Annotated in this window: 13 protein-coding genes; 3 read left to right on the top strand and 10 right to left on the bottom strand. The window is 57.9% G+C overall.

Features of this window, described 5'->3' with window-relative positions; genetic code table 11:
* Nucleotides 1–6 precede the first annotated feature (6 nt).
* From AC1DY9_RS13275 to AC1DY9_RS13245, 7 genes are all read right to left on the bottom strand, one after another.
* On the bottom strand, nucleotides 7–1,662 hold the full coding sequence (locus tag AC1DY9_RS13275) for a carbon-nitrogen hydrolase family protein (RefSeq protein WP_477666748.1): 1,656 nt from the start codon (nucleotides 1,660–1,662) through the stop codon (nucleotides 7–9).
* Nucleotides 1,655–1,921 (bottom strand): hypothetical protein, encoded by a 267-nt coding sequence (locus AC1DY9_RS13270; protein WP_477666747.1) that lies wholly within the window; start codon nucleotides 1,919–1,921, stop codon nucleotides 1,655–1,657. Before AC1DY9_RS13270 ends, AC1DY9_RS13275 begins: the two co-directional genes overlap by 8 nt.
* 368 nt (nucleotides 1,922–2,289) lie before the next feature.
* The gene (locus AC1DY9_RS13265; protein ID WP_477666746.1) at nucleotides 2,290–3,300 is read right to left on the bottom strand and encodes a phosphotransferase enzyme family protein; all 1,011 of its coding nucleotides are present in this window, start codon (nucleotides 3,298–3,300) and stop codon (nucleotides 2,290–2,292) included.
* Nucleotides 3,301–3,410: 110 nt separating this feature from the next.
* Nucleotides 3,411–4,445, bottom strand: a complete 1,035-nt coding sequence (locus tag AC1DY9_RS13260) for a class I SAM-dependent methyltransferase (RefSeq protein WP_477666745.1) — start codon at nucleotides 4,443–4,445, stop codon at nucleotides 3,411–3,413.
* 117 nt (nucleotides 4,446–4,562) lie between these two features.
* Entirely contained in the window at nucleotides 4,563–6,128 is a 1,566-nt protein-coding gene (locus tag AC1DY9_RS13255) for an MBL fold metallo-hydrolase (RefSeq protein WP_477666744.1), read from the bottom strand.
* Nucleotides 6,125–10,477, bottom strand: coding sequence for an amino acid adenylation domain-containing protein (locus AC1DY9_RS13250; RefSeq protein ID WP_477666743.1), 4,353 nt, complete (start codon nucleotides 10,475–10,477; stop codon nucleotides 6,125–6,127). The genes AC1DY9_RS13255 and AC1DY9_RS13250 overlap by 4 nt, the downstream gene beginning before the upstream one ends.
* Nucleotides 10,474–11,415 carry an LLM class flavin-dependent oxidoreductase gene (locus AC1DY9_RS13245; RefSeq protein WP_477666742.1) on the bottom strand — a complete coding sequence of 314 codons (942 nt, stop codon included), beginning with the start codon at nucleotides 11,413–11,415 and terminating at the stop codon, nucleotides 10,474–10,476. The genes AC1DY9_RS13250 and AC1DY9_RS13245 overlap by 4 nt, the downstream gene beginning before the upstream one ends.
* A 144-nt stretch (nucleotides 11,416–11,559) precedes the next feature.
* Between AC1DY9_RS13245 and AC1DY9_RS13240 the strand changes: the two genes are divergently transcribed.
* A complete protein-coding gene (locus AC1DY9_RS13240; protein ID WP_477666741.1) occupies nucleotides 11,560–12,342 on the top strand; it encodes an aspartyl/asparaginyl beta-hydroxylase domain-containing protein in 783 nt (260 codons plus the stop codon).
* Here AC1DY9_RS13240 and AC1DY9_RS13235 read toward each other — a convergent pair.
* Nucleotides 12,303–12,935 (bottom strand): putative 2OG-Fe(II) oxygenase, encoded by a 633-nt coding sequence (locus AC1DY9_RS13235; RefSeq protein WP_477666740.1) that lies wholly within the window; start codon nucleotides 12,933–12,935, stop codon nucleotides 12,303–12,305. The genes AC1DY9_RS13240 and AC1DY9_RS13235 overlap by 40 nt on opposite strands.
* Before the next feature lie 250 nt (nucleotides 12,936–13,185).
* On the opposite strand from AC1DY9_RS13235, the gene AC1DY9_RS13230 reads away from it, so the two are divergent.
* Both AC1DY9_RS13230 and AC1DY9_RS13225 read left to right on the top strand, forming a co-directional pair.
* Nucleotides 13,186–13,584 (top strand): class I SAM-dependent methyltransferase, encoded by a 399-nt coding sequence (locus tag AC1DY9_RS13230; RefSeq protein ID WP_477666739.1) that lies wholly within the window; start codon nucleotides 13,186–13,188, stop codon nucleotides 13,582–13,584.
* Between the two features lie 287 nt (nucleotides 13,585–13,871).
* A complete protein-coding gene (locus tag AC1DY9_RS13225; protein WP_477666738.1) occupies nucleotides 13,872–15,035 on the top strand; it encodes an AAA family ATPase in 1,164 nt (387 codons plus the stop codon).
* A gap of 31 nt (nucleotides 15,036–15,066) precedes the next feature.
* Here AC1DY9_RS13225 and AC1DY9_RS13220 read toward each other — a convergent pair whose 3' ends face one another.
* Both AC1DY9_RS13220 and AC1DY9_RS13215 read right to left on the bottom strand, forming a co-directional pair.
* On the bottom strand, nucleotides 15,067–16,647 hold the full coding sequence (locus AC1DY9_RS13220) for a condensation domain-containing protein (protein WP_477666737.1): 1,581 nt from the start codon (nucleotides 16,645–16,647) through the stop codon (nucleotides 15,067–15,069).
* Nucleotides 16,644–22,520, bottom strand: a complete 5,877-nt coding sequence (locus AC1DY9_RS13215) for an amino acid adenylation domain-containing protein (RefSeq protein ID WP_477666776.1) — start codon at nucleotides 22,518–22,520, stop codon at nucleotides 16,644–16,646. The genes AC1DY9_RS13220 and AC1DY9_RS13215 overlap by 4 nt, the downstream gene beginning before the upstream one ends.
* Between the last annotated feature and the right edge of the window lie 535 nt (nucleotides 22,521–23,055).

The following is a 23,055-nucleotide window of genomic DNA, read 5'->3' as shown; positions in this document are numbered from 1 at the left end:
TGACACCTAAGGTTGGCTCAGTAACCAAGAGTCGTCTTGCGACATCCTGACAGCCTTGCGAAATTTTTTCAGATATATCTTGGTTATAAATACTCCAAAGTATGTCAGAGCCTCTGTTGTCCTGTTGCGGTACATATCGTGAATAGACGCATAAGCTGAACCTTTGCCATCTAATACAACCATATCAATCAAACCGATAGACGATGCTACGAATCTGAACGCCTGTTCTTTTAAGAATGGTGAATCGAACGGCACTTTGCCTTTCGAACCCGGCTCAAACATTACAATTAGTAAGTGCGCCCCCGCATCTTGATAGTGTCTTAGCACTGGCTGAGAAAGGGCATCGCAGCTATCAATGATGCCGAATCTCACTCCCTCAACCTCAAAAAGAGAGGGTGAGCGAGTCTGATTGGGTGCAGCCTCTGCATAAGGCGGACGCTTGACCGGCACCACATTCCAGCCCCCTCGAATTTCGTCCTTCACAATGTAAATCTGACGCAGCGCGCCGGTCGAATCTGTCCAGCTATACGCGCAGCGCTCCTCAGTTGCGCAAATTCCACTTAATGAGTCGACAGGCTCCGAGATTAGCAAATCGTGAGTGGCCTGCTTTAGGGAGCCAGCCAGCTTTAAAACCAGAACTGCCGAAATGTCGGTAACAACCTTTACGATTCCGGACTTCCTTTTGGTAGCTAGCTTTAAAGTAGTAATTACCGAATTGTCAGTAACAACCTTTACGATCACGGACTTCCTTTTCGTATCCGCCGAGTTTTCGATTACTCTTGGACTAGGCGCTGGAAAAATTAGTTTGGAGTTGTCTTGCAGCTCATTAATAGGGCTTTCCTCATTAGTCGATACAGAGATATAGGCAATGTCATCCGTTCCAACGCCTGCCTCAAGCCCATCCCACTGAATCTGACCATCGGGAGATATCGCCACTGACCTGGCGGCTGACATGTCTTGGTAGGTGGATAGTCCCAAGCCTTGAGACGGAACCTCCCCTCCCTTTCGATTCGCAACAAACAACCAGAGGGAATTCTCGAGTGCGCGGGCACGCCACACGGATAAGTCGGCGGACTCTCCCCACCAACTCGCTGGTGTGAAAAGTAACTCCGCCCCCTTTGCCGCAGCTAAGTAAGACAACTGCGGATTGTATAAATCCGCACACACGAGAACAGCAAACTTACCCAATACCGAATCAAACACCTCAATGTCTGCATCATCGCGCAGTGCCCAGCGCTCGATGACACTTCGCTTCCGAAGCACGCGCATCGTGCCTTCAACTGTGAAGATAGCGACTGAGTTATAGAAGCCCTGACTCGTGCGCTCAGCAAATCCAGCAATAATCACCATACCGAACTCTTTTGCAATATCTCGTAGCCCTGAGTTGCCAAACTCTTCAGCACTCAAGGCAGATGCCTCAAGCACGGCTGGCTCGCCAATGAAATATCCGCTAAGCGCCAGTTCTGGAAACACAACAAAATCGGCACCTTGGCGACCGGCCTTGGTTGAAAGCACTTCTATTCGTTGCAGGTTGATACTGGGTTTGCCAAGAAGCGGTGTGAACGTAACTACTGCAACTGTCCCATGCCGCACCGGTGCGGCGTACGCGCGACGTAGCAGCTCAAGCCAGCAGAGTAAAAACACCCCAGTTGCATCAAACATCGACCGAACTCCCCGAGAGGTGGAAATTACACGCGTCGGCCAGCATGGGCAGGATGTGCGCCAACGGCACTGAGGCAAAGCGCGGCTCGTTGACCATGTCCAGCGGCGCAGCGCACACGGCCAGACTCAGGGAATGGCTTGGAGTGGATCGCAGCGCCCCGCCCTCGCCTGCCGCCGGGCCAACCTGGCCCCTCCAGCGCTGCAGCTTGCGGCGCCTCGGTGTCCTGGGCCAGGAGTTGGCGACTTTCGAGCCGATCATTTGTCCTCGCCCCTCTTGAAGCTCGTCGCCACTTTTTTTGACAGCACTAGAGCTGCAGTCTTGGCCAACACTCGTTCCTTGTATAGCAGGTAAGGTTCGAGTTCTTTGATGCGCTTACGGTCCGCACGTCCATCGGATCGGCTAGGGCATTGGTGTACCTCACGCGCCGTTTGCCCCACTCGGCCGGGGACACACCATGCTCGCGATAACAGGCACTCTTGACCATCTGTTCAACACCACCTTGGTGATCCACAGCCTTAAGCCGGGCACTCGCAACCTTACCACCGCTCTGTCGTCGAATGCCTATCCGTATCGATCCAAGTCCATCCATCACTGCCACCTTTGGGTTGCTCTATCCTGGGCGACAACTATTCTGACGCGGAGGGGGCCCAATTGCGCCAGGCATTTACTTCAAGCCGCTTCTCCCATTGGCGTAGCCAATTCATGAATCGAGATATGTAGGGTTTACCGTAGTTGCTCGCCCCCCATCGATCCGCGCCATCAAGATGCAGCGCGGTCACCCATATGCGCGAGGCCAGGAGCATAGCTGGTAGCACTTCCAAATCTTGTTCATCAATAGGTCGCCACTTGGAGTAGCCTTCAACGTACGCTCGAATTAGGACGTCAACGTCCTCCGTTGGACCGCTAAACCAACTTACGCCGCGACCGAAGGCAGCGAGCTCGAAAGCGCGCCAACCCCAGCCGCAACAGTCGAAATCAATGGTGATAGCCGAGTAATCTTTAAAGTGTATGTTTCCACTATTAAGATCGCCGTGGCAAAAGCCTTGTGTAAGTCCCTGGTACCCATCCAAAATTGTGATCAATCGTTCCGAAATACGAAAGAAGTCGGTTCTGTCGACTTCATTCACATGCTGGGCCAACGAGGCTGATGGCTTAACAACTGTATATGCGAGGTCGATTAGCTCTCTACCCGGCAGATCGAGAACCAACTCGCACGCATCATGCAGCTTTGCCACGACCTCACCATATCGTCGCGCGTTTGCTGCACCTTCTGCGCCGAAATAGCTCAATTCAGAACCCCGTGCATCTTCAAACAAAACTGCTGTTCTCACTCCCTCCGGCGCATCGATCTCCATTATGTAACCACCGTCATGCGTCGGCACGGGCTTCGCAATAGATCCGCCTGCTGCCGCGATGGCAAGGAGCGCAGTTACCTCTGCATTCGTTTCGGCGCGAGATCGCCATTCGACGGGGTGGATACGCAACCAGAAATAGGTCTCGCCAACTTCGAGGCGATAAACATCATTTAAGAAAGAGCGCCATAGCTGAGCTTTTGTGACTGGTCCGATAGCAAACTGTGCCGCTACGCAACGAGAGAGCGCATTAGCGTCAAATAGTGTCTGAATGCTAGGAATCATGTTTCTGGATGCTCAAGAAAAGTGCTTTACATAAATCGATTTTTTTGCCAGCTTTTAACCTCTCGCAATTTCGTCAAAACTCATTAAACTTGATTTCAGAAATTAAGAGGTCAATGTTTTACAGTAAATTTTGCCAGCCAATACTCAAGGGCACCAGCCAAGTATTGCTGGAGAATGATTTCATAGCCTTCAATCAACTCGTCAATTACCCATTTATTTTCACTATTCTGACAAGCTCGCATTACTGATCGATACTCGCTACGGAAAGCCTGCATCGCATGAATTACGCTGGCGGTAATATCTTCTTTTTTCATCAGCATGAAGCCCACACGAGAAGCGGCATGCCAGACTTCGGGCAGCCTTTCTGGTGGCAGAGCATCTGTCCAAAAAAAAGCCCCCTCCTTGTTGAGGACACGAGAGACAGATAGAAAGAATTTATCAAGGTCTTTGTAGCCATGAGACGACTCTATGTTAACTACAGTGTCGAAGCTGCGATCTGCGAATGGAAGGGCTGTAGCATCTCCGACACAAAAATCGCCAATGCCTGAGCCGTGCACACGTTGGCAGAAAGCAATGTTGCCAGTGTTTAGATCGACTCCTGTAACCGCCACAGGAGAAAGATAGCGCTTAATGTATGAACACGTGCCGCCTCTGCCGCAGCCCACGTCCAAGATGCGCTGGCCTCGAACATCAGTACGTCCAAGGAGGCGATGCACAAGGGCGATGTTATAACGTGAGCTGTGATCTTCGTCCCGAAGCTGAATATCCTCGACTAAATCACATCCGTTATTCATAAAAACATATGATGGATCACAAATCAGCTCTGACAGCGCGGAGTAAATGCCTGAGTAGTTCACTTCAAACATGTGGCTCTGAAATCTGCTGACGGCTAGAGGTTCACCACTCAGTTCCAAAAGACCTAGTTTGGCGATCTCTCCAGGAGTCGTGCCTCGCAACCATGCCTTGAGCCCCAAGGTGGACAGTTTTAGGCAAACGTCCGCCTGATTCAGAGAGGCGCTGATCTCCCGTAAAGGCGTCGCGGTCGTATCTATAGTCCAATACCCCACACCTTCCATTTGAACCTGGCAGGTTGCGACAATACCTTTGCACCAATATCCGATTTTGAGGAGATGTTCTTGCTTCAAAGGTACACTCTAAATTAATGAAGGCAATTTGAAGACAATTACTGGTGCGAGGTGGTAGATATGCGCCAGATCGACGCCGCTAGAGCGCGTGAATCCCTCCTAACGGAAGCCTATCTTTTACTTAAAAGGTAAGTGGCGCGGCCCGAGTAGCACGTCGGCTTCTACTCCACGCTGGCGGCAGGCTTGGACAAAGTGCATAGCCTCACGGATCGGCAGTGACTCTTCCGTGTAGATCTTTGAGGTAATGTGCCGTAGCCAGCGTTCCTGGCCCATAGCATACACGAATGCTCGCTTGGGAGAAAACGCCTCGACTAGTCCCAAAGCTTCTGCGCAGTTACTACCGCTGAGCCGACGGGAGGTGTCTGCTTCTCGGCTCAGAGGACCGTCCAACAACGGACCATACAGCCAACTCACCGGCGCGCCCTCGCATTCCATTCCAATGAATAGGGTATCGACAGGGGGCAGCAGTTCTGCAAGCTTCGTAACGAGACGCTGCTCAAGATTGCGGAAATCAGCCATGAAAAGAAACGTTCGGTCTGCGGCCGTCGCCGCATAGGTGGCCTTGGCTCCAACTGGCAAATCGCCATGTTCACCGAAGAACGGAAGCGCCGTCAACGTGATTGAACCGATCGTAAGTGGTTCCAGTAGCGGGGCTTCCACCACGTTGCTAAACCCGAGCCCGCGCAGCATTATGGAGGGTGAAGGATCAGTGATTTCTCCGCGACTTGCTGGTGGCACCACAATTCGATGAATGCGACCGCGTAATTGCAAGAGGCTTTCGAGGAACAGATGATCCTGATGGACGTGAGTAATCACTACTGCATCAAGCTTTTCCGGTAAATCGGCGTAGGTCCAGCCCCCGACGTCTCGGGCACTTGCGTAGCCGACAACCGGGTCAACAATCACTGTGGTGCCGGCATACTCGATCAGCACGGAAGCGTGCCCGAGCACCCTCACGCCATCACCCTTCGCAAGTTTCCGCTGTGTCGGCTGATCGGTGAACAGCGACTCAAGGTCACTGGCAGGTAGTCCAAGCGACCCAAGTAGCGAGCGGGCGTCAACCGGATGCAGCCGGGCTTGTGCCAAGCAATCCAATCGCGGGTCTGTGAATGGCATTTCAACAATTCGAGTACCGGGTTCGTTCAATAGCGGTGTGCTGAGCGAGAACGGGCGTGGCGAGGACTCCTTACGAATTGCGATGGCCTGCAGATCGGGAAGGTAGTAGCGACTGCGATACAGGAGCTCCTCTATGAAACGCAGACTCGGTCGGCCGTCGACTTCGCGCACCAACTCCACAAAGCCCCTTAGTTCATCCGGTACCTGTGCATAAAGCGACTCAACCGAGGTACCGGGAGGGCTTGCCCTCAATCTCTCCCTCAGTCGTTCAATTGCACGACCGAACGCCAGAAGGTCACTGCATCGAATCTTGGTTGCTGTGGCCAGGTCACGGATTTCCGCAGATCGGTCGGTGGCGTAGTCTACGAACGGCCCCCCCAAATTACGGTCGTCCTGAACCGCGCGCATGTGAAGCGCCGGCGCATTTACGTACGAATCCATGATGGTCAGGTGGCGCTTGGCGATATTGAGCGCAGCGGTAGCTGGGGCAATTAGATGCGGCCACGCATACCACCTATCCACCAAGGGGATGAGCGCGACGTCCTCCCGCAGCCATGCCTGCATCATCCTTGGCCCTCAATTCTTGCGAATCTATCTAGAATTGCCGCCAACTCACCGGGAGCTAGCTGCACTCCGGCTTCAATGACCGCGTCAGGGTCGTTTACAGCCTTGATCTGCGAAAGGCGGTCGATCTGATCAGCCAGCACCGCAGCGAGACGGGTCAAAGTAGCCGGTGCATGAACGTCACTTCCATATGTCCAGCGAATGAGGAGCGCATCGTTGCTCAGCCAGCAATCAATTTCTAGAAGGTGCGATCGTATCGCCGCACCGTCGCGGGAACGACCGAAGGTGCTGGGTCCGAGCGCGAGTACGAGTCCTGAGCCGTTTTCCTGGCCCGCACTGCCAAGGTAATTCACCATCACCTCTGCGCGACCCTCCCACTCTTGTCCGCTAGTCTGTGACTCTTCAGCACTGCGGAGTGACACTTCCGGTGTGCAGTCTCTGCCACCACGCACTACCACTTTCACGAACTTGGTAAGCCATCCGACTGTGCTGGCTGCTTCGGAATCGTCTTCCCGCCCATGACGCTCGACCTCAAGCAGGCATACCGGCTCATCGGTCAGCGTACAGATGGCACGTCCGATCGCTGCAACGAGCACGTTCAGCCGCTGAGCGTCGCGAAGGCAGCGGAAAGCCGTGACTGAATTACCCACGATGGACTGCTCCAACGTCTTTGCATCGGCGATGCGATTGCGGTAAATCGGATAATCAACCATTAAGGCGAAGGGAAGATCATGGGGCAATGGTCGCGGCTCGTTGACCACCGATGGCAAAGCTAGCGCGGAGCGCGCCCAACGCGCGAATCCGGGGCGTTCGGGCACAGGCAACCCGGTCCACGCCGCTTGGATCAGATCGTCCATTAATAGCCCCATGCTGAAAGCGTCGGAAACGAGATGGTGGACGATCAATATTAATTCCGCTTCGCCAGTAACAATATCTCGCGCCATCAGCACCGCCGCCAGCGGTCCATGCTCAAGCGAAAGTGTCGCGTGTAGTTCGTCCGCGACCGCGGAAAGCAACACGCGACCGACCTCTCCATCGATCTCCACCACCTCCACTGGAACTACCGCAGCGCCAGAAAGTGTCTGCTGCCAATCTTCCCCGACCAAGCGAAAGCGTAATCGCAAGGCCTCGTGCGCATGAGCTAGCGATGTTGCAGCCGCGACAAGTCGGTCGTATCTTGGGGCCGAGACCATCCGAGCGGTGGACTCAAGGTTCCAATGGTCATGCCGTGCATGCTCAAGATTGAAGAACCAGACCTGAGCGGGAACGAGTGGTACTTCGCCAAGCTCGGAGCCAGCTGCCTGGGTTAAACCGGGTTTGACTCTGGCGGCCACTGTCGCGAGCGATTGTGGAGTTGGATGGTCAATCAGCATCGACAACGTATAAACGATACCGCGACGACGCGCGCGCACAACCGATTGCAGCGCACGCAGCGAATCCCCACCTAACTCGAAAAAGTCATCGTCGAACCCAACATACTCCACGCCTAATAGTTCCCGCCAAACTATAACGATTGCTTGCGCTATTGGCTCGGCTTCAGGCTGACTTGCGCCATCTGGGCTTTCTGCGTCCTCTAACGTGATGCCCAATTCCGGGACAGGCAATGCCGCGCGATCCAACTTACCGCTTGATAGCAACGGGAGCGCAGCCATCGCGACCAAACGCGATGGCTGCGCAGCAGCGGGCAACCGTTCACGCAAGAAAATGCGAAGATCTGGAGCCTTCTCTCCCACTTTAACCGGCACGTACCACGCGATCAAATGTCGTTCCTCTCGTAGGTCGACGACCCCTACAGTCGCATCGCGGACTGCTGAATGCGAGCGCAGCGCCTCCTCGACCTCCGCCAGCTCAATGCGGTGTCCGGCAACCTTCACTTGGCGATCCGCGCGGCCTCGGAATTCGACCAACCCGTCCGCACGCACCCGGCAAAGATCACCGGTTCGGTACATTCGCGCGCCCGCGAAGCCGTCGGGATCAGGAACAAAGCTATCCGCGGTCTCTCGTGCTGAGAGATAGCCGAGCCCCACCTGTGCACCTCCGATGCAGAGCTCACCTATCGCGCCCAGGGGCATCTGTCCAGTAGCGTTCGAGTAGCGAATCGACAATGACACATTGTCAACAGGACGGCCAATCGGTACTGAAAATGAATCCCCATCGCACACGAACCAGGAAACATCGATGGTAGTTTCGGTAGGACCGTAGAGATTAATGAGCGACACCGCCGAGCTCGCGACAAAACGAGCCGCGAGATCGGGCGGTAGAACGTCGCCGCTACACAGCACCCAGCGTAGCGAGGTGCAGCCATCAACGCTTACCGTATCCAACAGCTCACGCAGCATGTCAGGAACCACGTGAAATGCGACAGCACGCATTGCCGTCGCGGCTCGCATTAGACGGACTGGGTCACGTTCTCCTCCAGGAGATAGAACTACTGAGACCGCCCCACTGGCCAGCGGCCAAAGAAATTCTTGCAACGAAACGTCGAAGGTCAGCGGACTCTTGTGCAGCACACATTCACCTGGATTCAGTGGAAAGGTATGCCGCATCCAATTGATTCGGTTGGCAATTGCTGCGTGGGGCACGACCACACCCTTCGGTTGACCGGTAGAGCCGGACGTGAACAGCACGTACGCGGCAGCGCTAGGGTGCGGAGGAAGATACGGTGGCGGCACTCCACACGCATTTGGTATCAACACCCGAGTGCGCCACGTTTCGGGAACGCGTCCAATGTCGCCGGCCACGATCACTTTCGGGTTCGCGGCGCGCAGCATCGAAGTTAGTCGTGCGCCACCATCGGCGGGTTCTAAGGGCAGGAAGGCGCCGCCCGCCCGCCACGTTGCCAAACTCGCGACAACCGATTCGACCGAGCGCGGTAACAAAATCGCGACGAAATCGCCGACGCCGATGCCTGCAGCGGCAAGCGCACCAGCGAATCTTCCGACCGCGGCGTCGAGTTCGGCGTAAGTGACGCTTCGGCCGTCTTCGCGCAATGCAATTGCGTCTGGCAGCCACGCGAAAATCTCTGCAAACACGTCGGTCAAGAGCCGAACGGGCTGGCGTGCCGCACCTAGTAGCGGACGAGGGTTGGATGGAGGCGCGTTTGCGAACAGCATCGCGACTGTTTGACGGAACTCCTCGACGAGCGCGCCTGCGGTGGCGGGAAGGAACCGATCACTGTCGACATCGACAAAGATCGCGATGTCATCGCCTTCATCATTGAGATGGAAGGACACGTCGACCTGGGCGCTACCGGTGGCGAGATGGACAACGCGGGATCGCACACCCATCGCATCCTCTGCTCCACCGGTGTGGGCATCGTAAGTGCACAGTACCCCAAACGCTTCGGCAGCACCGTCGATCATTCCTCTCACGGCCTGGTCGTAGGGCAGTGCTCGACGCTCAAGCGCGGCGAAGATCGCCGCCTGGGCTTTGCCCAATGCAACTTCAGTCTCAGGCGCGATTTCGAACGTTATGGCGAGCGTGTTGATGAACGGGCCGATCAGTCCTGATGTGGAATCGACGCGCGACGATACCGGAATGCCCAACATCACGCGTTCGGTTCCTGTCCGCCGACCGATGGAGGCTGCCACCGCATAGCTCACCGCCGCAAACGTCGTCACGCCCACAGTCGCTGCGTGCGTACGCAGCGCCGTCGTGAGCCTGGCGCCCAACCTGCCCATAGCGCGCACACCCCGCCCACGCCCGCGTGTCCCGCGCTCTGCCGGCAGCGCCCCTGAGCCGGCGCTGTTCGCGAGAGTCCGCCGCCACCATTCGCGTTGTGCCTCGGCTTCCTGAGATGCCAGCCACTCCCACTCTGCGCGCGCGAGATTGGCCAAGGTCGGTCCAGGGGTTGGCAGATTGATGGGCGCTCCCAGGGCCAACTGTCGGTAGCAATGCAGTAGTTCGCGGCTGAAAATCTCGCCGGACTGAGCATCCCAGGCAATATGGTGCACAGCCATGATCAGGGCATACCGGTCGGCCGCGAAGCATGCGATGCAAAGGCGCAATGGACCTTCCTCGTCTAGGCAGAACGGCCGACGCAGAAACGTGCGCATACGCGCGGCGATCCATGCATCGACATCCTGCGGTTGCGGTACATCTTCCACAGTCGGTTCCGGTGAAGTAATGCACGTTTCGGCCATTACGCCCGCGTCGTCCATTACATAACGGGAAAGAAGGGCTTCGTGACGATTGATCACTAGCCAAACAGCCCGCCGCAAGAGGCCGACATCCAGTGTGCCCTCGAGGACAACCGCAAATGGAATGACGTAGGCGGCCGTCCCCTCCCTCAGGGAGTTCAGCACGAACATCCGTTCCTGCGCAGGCAGAACACGATGACGCACCACGTTCATTCCGACACTTGGCCTGCGGCCACAGTAGAAGCATTAGCGAATGCATCAATCACCGCTGCATAGTCCGCCTCGGTGTCGGGAAGATCAAGCACGAATCGGTCTATGCCACCCGCTGCGAGTCGAAGGAGCACGGCACCGACAGTGGCTGTTGATCCCACAAGTACGGGACAATCCAATTGCCCACGGCGGAAAGGGCCGAGACGGTACGGGCCGTCCTCTTCTCCATTCCCGCTGTCCGCGCCGACGAACGACGACTTCCAGCTCGCATCGGTGTTCCGGCTCAATCGCAGTGACGATGGCCTAGCCTGGCCTTCGGGATATTGAGTGCATAGGGCAGCCTGCGCCTGAGCTTCGGTCGCACGGCATATGATGCCCATATATACGCCGCGGGCGCACGCGGGTTCGGGCCGAAAATTGGCCTGCAGTCCGCCCAGCGATTCCGCTCCCAGTGTCCGCGCTGTGTCGCTGGCAGCGGCCGATTGTCCGGCGACGACGAATCCGGGCTGCAATGCATCGGCAATACGCGACGGTAGAAGGAGCCCGCGGGCGCCGAAATAGCGCCCGTCAAATGACACGGGGCCCTGTCCGGCACACAGATCGCGCATGATGATGGCGAATTCCCTGAGGCGCGCATACCGCTCATCGTGCGTATCAACCTCGTCAAGAGCCGCCAGATCAGAAAGTGAAGTGCCCGCGACCAGATTCAGGTCACATCGCACCCCGTAAGCGTTCGCCAGAGATGCCACACAGCGTGCTGCCGTGAACGGATGCATATAAATCGGATTGAGCGCGACGAACGGTGACAGATCCGGATGACTCCGCGCCATCTCTGCAGCTGCCAGCCACGGTTCGATTGGCACCTCGTTGCCCGTGTAAATCAGTACGCCAGCGAAACCCGCAGCGTGGGTCAATGCCAACGTGCGCCGAAAGCGAGACATATATGCTGCTGAATCCGCCTGCCTCGGACAGGTCGTAAAAATCCGCCACCTATGAGCAATAGTAGAAGGTATTGGCATATTTGTATTCTCGAGATGTAGGCACAGCTCCCGATCACAACGCGCGGCATCACCATGATGTAAGTTATGATTTTGCCCGTGGGAGAGATTATCATGCAGAATCCCGGTGCAACGAACGTTCCCCGTCTGCCGGTTCGACGACGCGAGCGGTTGTTCTTCGCTCTGTACGATAGATTGCAGGCGATGTTGCGCAAGCGTTCCGCCGAGGGTGCAGATCCGTTCTTTGACTCGCGGCGTTTCGCATGGACAGAAGCGCTTGAGCGCAGTCACTCGATTATCCGTACAGAGATCGAACGGTTATTGGCGCAGCCCGAAGCATTACCGGCGCTCCACGAAATTTCTGTGGAACAAAAGCCGCTCGGCGACGATAACCGGTGGAAGGCCCTCTTTTTTCTAGCCTCCGGTCACCACTTTCCCAAAAGCATGGCGTTATGTCCGAATACGGCCCGGGCGATCCTATCTATTCCCGGCGTACACACCGCATTCTTTTCGGTGCTGATGCCTGGGCGCACCATTCCCTTGCATCGCGGGCCGTTTTGTGGCTGCATCCGCGCGCATCTCGGTGTGATGGTGCCTGAACCGGAAAATTGCGGCATCTACGTACATTCACAGGAGGCGCAATGGCAGGAAGGGCGAACGCTGCTGCTTGACGACTCCTACATGCACATGGCTTGGAACCGAGGCAGCCGCCCCCGGGTCGTATTGGTCGTGGACGTCGTCCGTGAGATGCCATGGCCGTGGCGGGTCATTAATGTGGCCGTGCTTGGGATGATTGCCCGCGGCCATCCGTTGGCTGGCCTCATCGGACGCTACTCTGAATGGGAACGTGCTTTCGTCAAACGATCGTAAAGCCCGGTGATACGCAGATTGAAGCTAACGACCACGCGTGGATCGTCACTGCGACTCGGCTCCGTGAGATGCTTCAACCAACCCGGAAATAGCACAAGGACTCCGTCATTCACCTGCAGCCGGTGGGCAATACCGTCCGGACGCTGACTCTCCACGGCATCAACTTGAGGGGAGCCGCATAACGCGTATTCCAGTGGTGTTCTGAAGATCAGGCCACCACTATCCGGCGGTACGCGCAGATAGTAGGCGCCGCAGATTTGCGCGCCGTGCAAGTGTTCCAACGTCCGGCCGCCGCGGTGATGTCGATTGGCCCACATCTCGACGAAAGCCACATTGAATCCGGTGACTAACGCTGTGCTGTGAAGGATGTCCTTCGCAAGGCCTGCGAATTCGGCGAGTCGAAACAGTTCACGCTCGATCGTAAATGTACTGATTGCCTCCCCGACTTCGAGCGTTTGTGCGGAACGGCCCCGCTCGCAGTGAGAGAATAAGCCATCCAGCACGGGCAAGCATGCCGCAAGATGCGATTCGTGAGCATCGAGCTCGAGGCGATGGACGATCGTAGGGAATAGCTCGATTCTCTCGGAATTCACGATAACTTACTTTCGGTGTGATTTGTGGAATTGCACGCAGACGAGGCGCGGCTGTTAATATTAAAGATCCATGCGATAGAGTTTTGTGCGACACATTCGCGGAAGCTGCAATTTGGCCTCTTACGATTCCACGATCATCGAAATCTAAGATCGTTTAGCTACCCAGTATATTGCCGCTCGTCCCAACGTCCTTTGGGACGAGCGGCCTTGGCTCGACAAATTCATCGCGAACACTCCCAGCGGCGGACGTGTGCTTGACATCGGATGCGGCGCAGGCGCACCGATCGGCGAATTTCTGCTGACGCATGATCGTGCGGTGACCGGCGTTGATACTTCACGCCAGTTAATCGCGCATTGCAAGGCCCGGCTGCCTCAAGGCGAATGGCTATTCGCGGACATGCGTTTACTGAATCTGAATCGTCGGTTTCATGGCTTGATCGCTTGGGAAAGCTTTTTCATCTCAATCACGACGCGCAGCGGGCAATGTTCCCGATTTTTGAGGCCCACTCATTACCTGGCGCATTGCTGGTGTTTACTAGCGATCCAGAGCACGGCGAGACCAGCACGCCAGCCTCGCTCCCGCAGAATACGAGCGATTGCTCGAATGTGCAAAATTTTCAGTCGTCGAATACGTTGCCCAAGATCCTGATTGCGCCGGGCACACCGTCTGGATGGCGAAATTCATGGGCTGAAACACTCGGCACGCCCGAGGCCTGGTATGTGACGATGCACAGCTGCATTGGATGGACGCCGGACTTGCGACAACGCGACCGGTTCCGGCTGGCGGTAAGCGAGCGACAACCGCAACCCGAGGTCCACTAGCCGTTTTCGCGGAATTGTCACTGACCGCTCCGGGCCTCTAGCGGCACAAAGCGAAAAAGAAATCACCCTACCTCCAGAGACCGGGAGCAGCGTCAAACCGTGTACCATTAATCGATGCTGACGACTCTTGCTGTGTCCAACTATCGATCTCTACGCGAGTTGGTGATGCCGCTCGGACGGTTGACACTGATAACGGGTGCTAACGGCAGCGGCAAGTCGAGCGCATACCGCGCCATGCGCCTGCTGGCGCAAACTGCGCAAGGCGGTGTGATTGCCGCTCTCGCGCGGGAAGGCGGCCTGCCATCGGCGCTGTGGGCGGGACCTGAGCAGATCGGCCGTTCGGTCAGACGCGGAGATTACCGTGTCGAAGGCACTCGCCGGAGCAGTCCGATCGGCCTTCGCCTCGGATTCTGCGGTGACCTCTTTGGCTATGCGATCGACCTCGGCTTTCCCCAGCCCTCGAGTTCTGCCTTTGCCTTGGATCCTCAGATCAAACGCGAATGCATTTGGGCGGGGCCGCTGTTGCGACCCGCATCGCTCCTCGTTGACCGCACAGGGCCCGCAGCGCGGATTAGAGATGACAACGGCGTCTGGTCAGAATCAGACTACCGCATCGCAGCTTTCGATAGCATGCTAGCGCAATTTTCAGACCCGCGAAACGCACCGGAGATGCATACTGTTCGCGAAAACTTGCGCCAATGGCGATTCTATGACCATCTCCGCGCCGATGCCGACGCACCCGCACGAGCCTCCCAGATCGGAACTCATACCCCAGTGTTAGGTCATGACGGAGCGGACTTGGCCGCGGCCCTGCAAACAATCATTGAGATTGGCGAGGCCACCAAATTGCATGAGGCGATCACCGACGCTTTTCCAGGGGCGTCGCTGTCGATCCGCGTGGCCGAGGGGCGCTTCGGCATACACATGAGCCAGGTGGGCTTGCTCCGCCCGCTTTCGGCCACTGAACTTTCGGATGGCACTCTGCGCTATCTTCTCTGGATCGCGGCCCTGCTCACACCACGCGCTCCCGAACTGCTGGTACTGAACGAACCAGAATCGAGCCTGCATCCAGATCTGCTGCCTGCACTCGCGCGGCTTATCGCGACCGCATCGAGGCGCTCCCAGATCATCGTCGTCTCTCATGCCGACCAGCTGATCTCAACGTTAAAAGCGCAGCCTGAATGCGTCCATCACGTGCTTACGAAAGACATGGGTGAAACCGAAATCCTAGGACTGCGCGAATTAGACCGACCAGCATGGCGGTGGCCGACTCGATAGGGCACAGCACGTTCAGCATCGGCTGCGGACGTCAGGTCTGCAAGCACCGCTCCACCATGGCCGCAACCGCGTCGAGGCTTGTTTGCTCGACAAGTTTGGCTAGCGACAGCGTAACGTCGAAGGTATGCTCTATGTCCGCTTTGAGATGCACCATCGCTAGCGAGGAAACACCAGACACGTCCCATGGCAGTTCGCCAGTTTGTGGTGTAGGTCCGCCGCAAACTCGACGCCAACACGCATGCACGCGCTCCAAAGTGGAACTATAGACGGGATCTGCGACTTCCGGCGAGGACAAAGGGGCATGCCACCACGCATCTTGCGGCAAAAATTCAACAGCGCGCTCAGGTGAGGCGTTTGGGGGCAGAGACGCCAGTGCGAACATCACAGCAAAAAAGTCGTCGAGAAGCTGCGCTAGCACATCCGAGTTGTAGTGAGAGCTCCGCCCAACCATCCGCAGTATGGGCAAGTCCGCACCACTGACCAGGATCACGAGCGCGTGCCGTGTTCGCGCGCCGGCCGTGTCCATCGTGCCACCGAACAGCGGGACTTCACCCTCGAGTGGCGCGCTCGCGAACTGCGAAACCACGACGCTCTCGTACAACTGAATCCCGGCCGGCAAACCTATGGTCGCTGGCACGTCCCCACCACTGCCGCTGGCGATCTCCGGCAACCGCAAAGATACCGCGCGTACCTCCGCCAGCAGTGCGGCGACAGACGAAGCACGCTCCACCACCACGGGCACCGTCGTCACGAGCATGCCAATCAAGTGCTCGATTCCCTCGATTTGTGGCGGCCGAACTGTAGTGGTCACACCAAAAATCACTCTCTCCGCCCTGGTGCGCGACTGTAGCAGCAGCGCCCAGGTTGCTTGCACCCAAGTCACCATTCCAACGCGGTTGGTGTGCGTCGCGGCCATCACTATTTTCATTTCTGCAGGCGTGAACTTGCGCGCGATCTCACAATGATCGACCGTACCATTCTCCTTCGTTTCTCGTTCGGTACTCGGCGGCGCGAAGGGGTGCGTGGCGTGGCGCACTTGGGACAGCCGATCGCGCAGCCAGTCGCTCGCGTTGGGAGCTACGCGCAGTTGGTGCGCACGCACGCGGGCAAGATCGTCGACCGGTAGTATCGATGTGTCGCCCCCGAGAAGCCGAAGGTAACCGCTGCGCAACCCTGTCATCAGCAGCCGCACCGACCAGCCGTCCAGAATGAGGTGGCTGTAAGTGAGCACGAGTATGGTTGCCTCGCCGGGCGCATGCAGTAGCGCCAGATGTGCCAGGGGCGCCTGTTCGAGATCGATTCGTCGACGGCGCGCCTTATCACACCACTCCACCGACGATCCGTCGACGCGTTGCTCTTGCAGACAGGCCAGGACCGCGTCAATCACGCAGAACACTGGCTCTCGGCCCCCATCGACCACCACGCAGGTCCGCAAAGCCTCGTGTGCCGCCACCTGCTGCGCCCATGCGCGTTGCAGGACGTCCGGATCTACTGGGTCGGGCAGCGTCACCGCTAGCTGCTCAACATGCAGCCCTTCTGACCCGGTAAGAATGTCCGTGAGCATTCCGAGCTGCGTGCGGCCGAACGGATACAGCCTGATAACCGTGCTCATGCAGTCCCTCTCAACGTCGCCATCTCTAGCGCGGCGGCTACCTGTCGCGAGATTCCTTCGACAGTTGGATGCTCGAAAAGCGAGCGCAACGGCAGCCGAACTCCGAAGTGCCGTTCGATGCCCTCCACCATACGCAAGGCTAATAAGGAATGCCCACCGAGATCGGTGAAAAAATGATCTTGAGCACGCGCAGTCGGACATTTGACAATCTCGATGCAGAGCGCCACGACTCCTGCGAGAACGTCGCTTTTGTTATCGTCCGCATGCTGCCAACTCTGTTGCCGCGCGAGATCCGTTAATGCCGCGAGATCGCGCTTTCCGTTCGGCCGCTGTGGCAAGGCGTCGAGCAAAATCAAGTACTCAGGGAGCATTGAGGTTGGTAGCGCGGAGCCTGCTAACCTACGCACATCAGCGAGCGTTAGCGTGGGATCGCGTGATACGCAGCAAGCGACCAGGCGCGCAGACGGGCCCTCACCGTCAACAAAGACGCAAGCGTCATCAATGCAATCCAACTTTAGCAAAACATGCTCAATGCCGGCCGGCTCGATCCGCGCGCCGCGCAGCTTGATCTGACCATCATAGCGACCGACATAGTGCAACAAACCGTCAGCGCTCCGTCGCGCTAGATCACCAGTCGCGTACATACGCGCACCCACGCCCCCCCCGGGTTCCGGTAAGAAACGCGACGCCGTTTCTCCTGGCCGACCGACATAGCCATCCGCGATGCCTGCACCGGCTAGATACAGTTCGCCGACAACATCCTCCATAACAGGACACCGGCGCTCGTCCATGACGTGACATCGTGTTCCCCTAATTGCTCTTCCAATCGGAATCGCGCCGGCCAAATCGCTTGCAGCGACGGGATGGACGGTCGACCACACAGTAGCCTCCGTGGGGCCGTATACATTCAGCAATCGGCCACAACAACTTAAGAGACTTTTTGCAAGGTCAGGAGGCAAAATTTCTCCGCCCGACAGCAGCACTTTTTCCCTCCCACCTTTGAAGCCTGCAGCAAGCAGCAAGCGCCAAACGGATGGCGTGCATTGGATCGTATTTACGTCCTCACGCTCAATCAGCTCGACGACTCCTCTTGCATCAAACGATCCGCTGGGTCGAGAAATCACTACTCGTCCACCCACGCTTAGTGGCAGCAATAGCTCCAGCAGCGCAATATCGAACGAAAGTGCGGTAAGAGCAAGCATGGCCGTATGCGCCCCCCCCAACAAGTGCGACGCCATAGCTCCCAGCATTGCAGCAATCGCCCCACGCGAAACCGCAACACCCTTCGGGCGTCCGGTCGAGCCCGAGGTGAAACAGACATACGCTAGTGCGCCGTCGGGCAGGTCGAGATGCATCGGGTCGCCTTGCGTTGCCTCCAGTTCATCCCAGTCCGCAGTTTCAACTACATGGCTAACCTCAGCGTCGCGGCACATCGCGTCGCGCAGTTCCACCGGATAGTCCGGGTCGAGCAGCACAAAGGGCACGCCGACTCGAAGTGCCGCGAGCACTAGGGCCAACAGTCGGAAAGAACGCGGCAGATGCAGGCCAACCGGCCTCTGCCGATCAGCAGATGCGGCGAGCCCTGCCGCGAGGCGGTTGACAAGCGCATTCAATGCCGCGTAGCTAAAGCTTGCGTCGCCATCGCTGACCGCGACCGCGTCAGGATGTTGCGTCGCATGCGCGACAAAGCGGCCCAAGGCGTCGCTAGGATGCGCAGTCGCTGGTCCGCTGCAAGTGAAATCCCGGAGTGCATCCGTTTCGGCTTTAGTTAGCAGCGTGATGTCGCCGACGGCGAGCTCGGGGTCGGCGAGGAAGGCTTCCAGTATGACCAAGTAGCGATCAGCCATCCGCTCTACATGGCTTCGTTCGAATAATGCAGTATCGTACGTGAACGCGCATATCAGCCCTCCCGGCGCGAGCGTTATGGATAGCGAGAGGTCGAATTGCGCATGACCATCGCCCATCGACACCGGCTCAATGTGAAGATCGCCAATCACCTCCTCCAACAACTCCATGTCGAGAAAAGCGAACCATAATTGAAACACTGGAGTGATAGAGAGATCTCGTACTGGCCGCAATGCATCCACGACGCGATCGAACGTGCAGTCCTGGTGGTCAAATGCGGCGACGACAACCTCGCGCACGTGTGCCAGCATCCGCCGGAAGGTTGCGGAAAGAGTCACGCCCAACCGCAATGCGACGGTGTTGGCGAAGAAACCGATGATCTCGTCGAGGTGCCGGTCGGGACGATTGGCGACCGGCGTACCAATGGTGATATCACGGTCGGTGCCATGCCGAGCAACCAACACCGCGAATGCTGTCAACAGCACCATGTACAACGTCGCGTCGGACGCGACGACCATTGTCCGCAGACGCAGCACGGTGGACCCGGGCACCCGCCGTTCGACGGTGTCGCCACGGCCGCTGCGCACCGGCGGCCGTGGCCGGGTTGGCAAACTGGTCGTTGGCAAATTGTCGCGCAGCCGGTCAACCCACCAGTCGATATGCAGAGCCACTGTGGACGCGGCCCAGCGCTGCTGTGACACCGCGTAATCGCGGTAGGCGAACCGCAGCGGCGCGACAGGTGTGGCTGCCTGTGGGTCGCGGCACAGCGCATAGGCGCGAGACAAGTCATCGGTGAGAATTCGCATTGACCAACCGTCTGCGACAAGGTGGTGTAGAACCAATACAAAGACATGCTGATCCGGCGCAATTTGCAGTAGCGCAGCGCGGAAGCAGTGACCTGTAAAGAGCGCAAATGGTTTCCGTCCGAAGGCGCGAATCCAGATCTTAAGCATTTCCTCGTCAAGTCGCATATCGGCCAGTAGCGGTACCTCTACTTCCATCGCCGGCGAGAACCATTGGGATGGCTGACCGTCGGCCAAACCGAAGGTGGCACGGAGGGCCTCGTGCCGCCGTACTACCATGCTGAATGCGCGCTGCAGAGCCGCGGCATCAAGTGGGCCGGTCAAACGCAACGCGACCGGAAAATGATAAGTTGAGGTGCCAGGCTGCAATTGCTCCAAAAACCATATCCGAGCCTGCGCTGTGGTCATAGGATAGTGATCGGCTAGCGATGCAACCTCCAAATGAAACCCATCGCCATTTGCAGCCGAGACTCGCGCGGCTTCCACCGCGGCCAGAAATGCACCGAATGAGGGGGCGCGAAACAATGTCGACAGGGGAAGCACGATACCAAACATGGCGGACAGCCGTGCCATCATCCGCACTGCCTGTAGGGAGTGGCCGCCAGCTGCGAAGAAACTTTCAGCCGGCGTCTCTGGGCGATGCCCAAGCACGTCCTCCCACAAGCCGGCGAGCAAATCGGCCACGACCTCTCGGTCTGCTGGCAGATGTCGCACGGCCGACTGCGCGCGGTTTATCGAGGACAACACCGCCACGTAGTCGATTTTCCCCCCGGGCAGGCGTGGAAGTTGCTCGATCACGTGGATCTTGGCCGGTCGCATCCAGGGCGACAGTTCCCGCTGAAAAACGACACCCATCTCGGCAATTAATGCCTCCGCTCGGTCCGCGTGCAAAGGATCGCTGGTCAGCCGGTCGAGCCGGCCAGCTGATTGATCGGGTGTGTGGTACCAAGGCGCTCCGACAATTATCTCGAAAGCGGTTGGGTCCTCTAGATCGAGAGCTGCCACGACCCGCTGCCCAGATGCTTCCACCTGGCGGCACAGTTGGACCGGGTCCTCACCTTGCCCCCTACGCAACCGCGCGTTAGGAATGCCGACTATACGTACGGGAGCGACGATCGATTCGATGTCCCCGTCCGGCGGCCACGAAACGATCGGCAATGCCATCGACGCTGGCTCTCCGACGTGTAGCACCACATCGTAGCGATAACAGTTAAGTTCGTTAACTGTTTCGCCGCCGCGTACCAACAGTTCGACACCACTAATGCCCTCAAGCAAGGCACCGATCGCAAGAAAGAATCGAGGGTCGACCAATAATTCACGGTTATCTCTCGCCTCTGCCGTGCCTCGATGGCGCGCGATCTCCGCGCGTAGCATCGGTTCCAGACGCAAGTCACGAACATCAGCAACATGGATCCGACCACCGGCACGCACCGCAATGACCGCCTGTCGCAGCGCGTCAAACAGATAAGCCGCGCTCGGAAAATACTGCACAACTGAGCTGAAGAGCACTGCGTCGAATCGTCCTGGTGCGCGCACCGGATCCGTCGCGGCCTGCTCGAGCAGGCGAACCCGGGCGGTGCAGGCCGGACTGCGCAATCGAGCCGCAGCGATGCGGAGGGCCGCACCCGAAATATCAGTTCCCCAAGTGTCACGACACAGCCCCGCGAGGCGGCGCAAGACAGTACCTGTACCACAACCAATCTCAAGGACCGCGGCAGGCGCTCCCTCCAATACGCGCGCACAGGTGACATCGACCCATTCGCGCATCTCTACCGCCGGTATAGGTTGTCCTGTAATAACGCTGTGCCAACCCAGGAAGGAGTCGTCGTCCGTCGGAGCAGTATCGACATATTCAGCGGCCTCTAGACTCGACTCGAACGCCTCAATCCACTCCTCGATACGCCGCCGCTCCAACGTTGGCCTTCGCAGGCCAGGGTCGACGGTCAGAGCAAGATGCAGATTAATTGGTGCGGAAGTCGCCACTGCCGCCGCCGCGGCGACGCCGGGCTGCGCGAGAGCGAATCGATCTAGTTCCGCCAAATCGACGCGCGCGCCAAGAACCTTCACTTGACGATCGATTCGCCCTAGCAATGTCACGCTGCCGTCGGTCTCGATCCTCGCCCAATCGCCGGTCAGGAACAAGCGGCCTCCAGGCGGGCCCCAAAAATCCGGGACGAAGCGCATCGCGGTCTCGCGCGGATTGCCTACATAGCCATCGCTGACACCGCTGCCGGAAATCGCTAGCTCGCCATACACTCCCGCAGGCAACGGCCTCAGGCGACTATCAACGACGGCCGCCGTAACGCCGGGCAGTGGTCTTAACAAGATCTCATTTCTGCGCACAGCGTCATCTAGCGATGCGAATAGATTGGCAACCCCCGCCTCGGTGCAACCGTACGCATCAAAGAACCGTCCACTCCCGGCGAAACGTACGGAAAGATCTGGAGAGCACCTTTCGCCAACGGAGATCACTACTGGCATGCGTTCGCCGCAGAGTTCGGCTGGATCGAACAGGTCAAGTATCGACGGCACCGCGCACACGTGATCGATCCGCCATTCTGCCGCAAGGGCGCCTATCCTCACTGGATCGAGCGTGCCACTCGAATCATTCGGAAAAAAAAGCGTCCCGCCTTCGCCGAGGGAGAGGCTCAGATCGTGGAGAAAAACGTCGAACGCCACGGAACCGATTCGCAATACCCTGGCACCGCCGAACGTGGCGTACAGGCATCGCCCAAGCCGCCGCAGCGTGTCGCGACGCATCGTGCAAGCCCGTGGAAAGCCAGTGCTGCCGCTGGTAAAAGTCAAACATGCCGAAAGATGCCCCGGATGGTCTGGAATATCAATCCGCGGAGGATGACAGTCCAATGTTCTCGGCTCCAACACCGGAAGGCCGCTTGGTCGCTCGCAGGCTCCCGACACAATAGCTACGTCCGCCCCTGCGGTGGCAAGCAGGCGGGCAGTCCGAGCAGCGGGCACAGTTGGATCGAGCATAACGAAGCGCGCACCAGCTGCAAGCGCGGCCAAGGGCGCGCAGACTAGCACAAGTGGGTCGTCCGACAGAATCGCCACAGTAGCCCCCGCCGATATACCTTGTGCCCAAGATCGGACTCGGTTCTCGCATTCTGCGTAGGTCCAGCTGCGTGTCGGCGTCGTCACCGCTGGTGCATGTGGTTGTCGGCCGGCGACCGCGAGAAACGCGGCAATCAGATCGTGCTCACCTATCATGTGCAGGGGTCCGCCTACACTACGTCCGCTCCGACCAAACAATAGCGCACGCAGCGGTGTTTCAGGGGCGGCCAGCGCTATTTGCAGCGCGGCGCAGATAGCTTCAGCATGTCGCCCCACGAGTGCGCGCTCGCCACGCCGTGCAATATACAAAAGTCGTCGCCCGTCGCCCGCATCGTCACCACAATTGAGCGAATCATCTGCACCGTTCGGAGCGACATGGAAAGAAGCTGTTGCCCCATCTAGCCCGCGATATGCCGCACGCATTGCACGATGGGCCTGCACAACCAAATCGACGAAAGGCTGCAATACATCGCAAGGGCCGCCGGCAACCATCAATGGAGCTCCCGCATCGGCATGCTTGCTATCACAGCCAATAGTTACACCGGGAAATCTACCCTCCTCCAGCGCAAGAAATGCGAGCCACACTGCAAATACCACCGCATCTGGCGCCGCGCCGTGCTCACACTCGAAATCTTCCAATGCAGCCTCAAGCGAGCCGCCGAATGGCACCGCACACGACGAGGAGAGGCCT

The sequence above is a fragment of the Polaromonas sp. P1_F6 genome (assembly GCF_056405695.1).
This window is presented reverse-complemented; position numbering and strand designations above follow the sequence as displayed.